The following is a 3,643-nucleotide window of genomic DNA, read 5'->3' as shown; positions in this document are numbered from 1 at the left end:
TACCAGAACACCATCGGACGGTCACCCCATACCTCGACCCAGGCGCACCACCCCGAGTCGAGGTACGACGACACCATCGGACGGTCACCACATACCTCGACCCAGGCGCCCCACCCCGAGTCGAGGTACGACGACACGGCCAGCCGACCTCAGGCCATGGTGTCGAGGATCGCGGTGATGTCGTCCTCGCTCGTCGTGGGGTTGACGATGGCGAACCGGGCGAGGGTCTCGCCCTCGTGCGACGTCGGGACGACGAAGGCGAACCCGCCGTCCATGATCCGGTCCGACCACGCCGCATAGTCGGCGGGCGACCACCCGAGGCGGCGGAAGACGACGACCGACAGGTCGGGCTCGTGGACGAGCTCAAGGTCCGGTCGCCGCCGGATCTCCTCGGTGGCGAACCGGGTGACCTCGAGGGTGCGCTCGACGGCCGCGGCATACGCATCGGTGCCGTGCATGGCGAGGGAGAACCAGAACGGCAACCCTCGGGCGCGGCGGGTCAGCCCGACGGAGTAGTCCGACGGGTTCCAGTCGGGCGCCTCGGTGAGGACGTCGAGGTATGCCGCGTGCTGGGTGTGCGCGGCCCGCCCAAGCGCGGGGTCGCGGTAGAGGAGCGCGCAGCAGTCGAACGGCGCGAAGAGCCACTTGTGGGGGTCGACGATGAAGCTGTCGCAGTGCTCGATGCCGGCGTACCGGTGCCGCACCGACGGCGCGGCGAGCCCAGCCCCGCCGTAGGCCCCGTCGACGTGGAACCAGATGCCGTACTCCCGGCATACCTCGGCGACCGAGGCGAGGTCGTCGACGATGCCGAGGTTCGTCGTGCCGGACGTCGCGACGACGGCGAAGAAGGTACCCGGCCCGTGTTCCTCGAGGACGGTCCGAAGGTTCGGCCCAGTGAGGCGCAGGCCCTCGTCGAGGGGGACGCCGACGAGCTCGGCGTCCATGACCTCGCTCGCGGACGCGATCGAGGAGTGCGCCCCGAAGGTCGCCGCGATCCGCCACGGTCGGACCGACGCCCCCTCGGGATCGGCCGCCGCACGGGCCCGCGCCGTGTGGCGCGCGGCGACGAGGGCCGAGAGGTTCCCGATCGTCCCGCCGGGCACGAAGACGCCGCCGGACTCGGCGGGCAGGCCGACGAGGTCGGCGATCCAGCGCAACGCCTGGTTCTCGGCCCAGACGGCACCGGCCCCCTCGAGCCAGGAGCCCGCATAGACCGACGACGCCCCGACGACGAGGTCGAACATCGCCGAGGCCGGCGTCGGCGCGCACGGGATGAAGGACAGGTAGCGCGGATGGTCGACCGACAGGCACGACGGCGCGAGGACCTCGGTGAACAGCTCGAGGGCGCGGGCTCCGGTGATCCCCTCCGGCGTGATCGTCCGGCCGGCGAGCGCGTCGAGCTCCTCCGGCCTCCGCGCGTGGTCGAGGGGGACGGGGTCGAGGCCGAGGCGCCACTGGGCATAGGCGAGGACGGCCTCACCGATCTGCGCGATCTCGGGAGCGTTCTTGCTGTGCACGCTGCGGAGTCTAGGTGGCCGGGCCGAGGAGGAGCGTGCCAAGCGCCGCGACGGTGTCGACGAGGTGCGTAGGGTCCGCCGCGCGGAGCGCGTCGGCTCGGCCCGCGCCCCACGTCACGGCGACCGAGGCCATCCCGGCGGCCCGGGCGGCGAGGACGTCGACGACGGCATCGCCGACGTAGACACAGGCGGCGGGATCCAGTCCGAGGGCGGACGCCCCGTGGAGGAGGGGGTCCGGACGAGGCTTGTGGGCCGTCGTGTCCTCGAGCGTTCCGACGAGGGCGGCGCGTCCGTCGAGGCCGACGGCGCCCAGGACGGCCGCGGCGGCCTCCCGCCGCTTGGACGTCACGACCCCGACGGCGACGCCGGCGGCACCGAGCCGGTCGAGGAGCTCCGGGACTCCCGCATACCGCTGCACGAGCCGCGCGGTGTGGGCGAGGTTCCACTCGCGGTAGACGCGGTCCAGCTCGACGGCGTGGACCGGATCGAGCTCCTCGAAGGTCTCCAGGAGCGGCCGGCCGATCCAGGACCTGATCTCCTCGGCGTCCCGTGTCCGGCCGACGACCGTCGAGAGGGCGTGGTGGTAGGAGGCGACGATGAGTCCGACCGTGTCGGCGAGGGTGCCGTCGAGATCGAAGAGGACACCGGGCCACGACCGCTTCGCCACGAACCCTCACCCTATGTGGTGGCCGGGCCGGCGAGCGGGATCTCGAGGGACCGCCACCGCGCCGTGGGCTCGACGCCGTGATCGGGGTCGATGCCGATGATGACGCCGCCGTCGAGGCGCGTCGTCTCGTGGCGCGCGACGGGGTCGACCGTCGTCAGGTCCTCGATCTGCGCCGACCCGCGGAACCGCCCGGTCGCCCAGTCGACGAGGGTGCTGTGGCCGTGCACCTGGTGGAAGGGTATGCGGGTCTGGAACCAGCTCGGGACGAGCTCGCTCGCCGCCTCGGCCCACAGCGGCCCGGCCGAGCCGCTCGCCCGGCGGCCCAGCATGGCCCCGGCCCGGAAGACGGCGGCGTCGCGCCGCCCGACGAGGCCGTTGAGGCGGCGCGCGGCCCGCCGGGCGTCGATCGGTGTGTCGAGCACCGCTCGCCACATCCCCGCCGTGAGACCCGCGTGCGTCACGAGGAAGTCGCCGTCGGGTGTCGGGAGGGCGACGCCGACGCGCATGAGTCCGTCGCCCCACCAGCGCCGGATCGTCTCGGCGGTGGCGTCGGCGACCTCGTCCGGCCAGTCGAAGACGGGCTCCCGGAGATACTGCGCCTCGTGGTTGCCGACGAGCTGGACCCACTGGTCGGGCTGGGTCCGCAGGTAGCGGTCGACGAGGGCGACGACGCCGTCGGAGTCGGGGCCGCGGTGGACGAGGTCCCCGACCTGGACGACGAGGAGGCCGGGCGGCAGGGTGCCCTCGACCGGGTCGGCTCCGAGCCGGCGCAGCTCGCGGCGCAGGGCACCGGTGTGGCCGCCGACGTCGCCGATGACGGCCACCCGCGAGAGCGGCGGGGACGTCACGTCGGCTCCGGGAGGGCCCACTCCTCGGTCGCCACGTATGCCGACACGTTCGCCATCCGACGCTGGGCCGCGGTGATCTCGCGCACGGCCTGGGCGATGACCGAGCGGTCGATCGCGGACATCTGCTCCATCGTCACCTCGTCCGAGGGCCGCTGCCCGTCCGCGTGCTGCATGAGCTGGTAGCGCAGGCGGAGCCGCTGAAGCACCGAGAACGCCTCGATGAGCGTCCCGGCGCGCGACTCGGGCAACATCGCCGACCCGGCCGCGGCGTGGAGCCGGTCGACGGTCCCGAGCGCCGTCGAGCCGACGTCGAGCGCGGCCCACCGCGCGAGGTTGACGACGGGGAGGATCGCGTGCCGCTTGATGTCGAACCGGGTCGGACCGCGGGCGACGAGCTCACGGACCGAGCGGAACCGAGCCCTCGGCGCGAGAGCGGCCTCGAGGAGCACCCGGATCGTCTCGGGGTGCCGCCGGAGGTCGGCGAGGACGGTCGGCGCGGGGAGCCCGCCGGCTCCGTGGACGGGGCGGCCGTCGAGGAGCAGGGAGATCATCATCGCGCCCTGGTCCTTCGTCGGTGCCGCGATCCACCGCCGGGCCGCCGCGCGCCACTC

At 73.6% G+C, this 3,643-nt stretch carries 4 protein-coding genes; all 4 read right to left on the bottom strand.

What is annotated here, in order from left to right:
* Positions 1–149: 149 nt before the first annotated feature.
* Positions 150–1,517, bottom strand: coding sequence for a pyridoxal phosphate-dependent decarboxylase family protein (locus BN12_RS20590; protein ID WP_048555395.1), 1,368 nt, complete (start codon positions 1,515–1,517; stop codon positions 150–152).
* A gap of 10 nt (positions 1,518–1,527) precedes the next feature.
* Positions 1,528–2,184, bottom strand: a complete 657-nt coding sequence (locus tag BN12_RS20585; protein ID WP_048555393.1) for an HAD family hydrolase — start codon at positions 2,182–2,184, stop codon at positions 1,528–1,530.
* A gap of 11 nt (positions 2,185–2,195) precedes the next feature.
* The gene (locus tag BN12_RS20580) at positions 2,196–3,032 is read right to left on the bottom strand and encodes a metallophosphoesterase (RefSeq protein WP_048556681.1); all 837 of its coding nucleotides are present in this window, start codon (positions 3,030–3,032) and stop codon (positions 2,196–2,198) included.
* Positions 3,029–3,643: putative nucleotidyltransferase substrate binding domain-containing protein (locus BN12_RS20575; protein ID WP_048555391.1), on the bottom strand; the 615-nt coding region annotated here is incomplete at its 5' end. The genes BN12_RS20575 and BN12_RS20580, both read right to left, overlap by 4 nt.

Origin of the sequence: Nostocoides japonicum T1-X7 (assembly GCF_001046855.1) — a bacterium.
Taxonomy (GTDB): domain Bacteria; phylum Actinomycetota; class Actinomycetes; order Actinomycetales; family Dermatophilaceae; genus Nostocoides; species Nostocoides japonicum.
The sequence above is the reverse complement of the archived record's forward strand: the minus strand, read 5'-3'. Positions and strand labels throughout refer to the sequence as shown.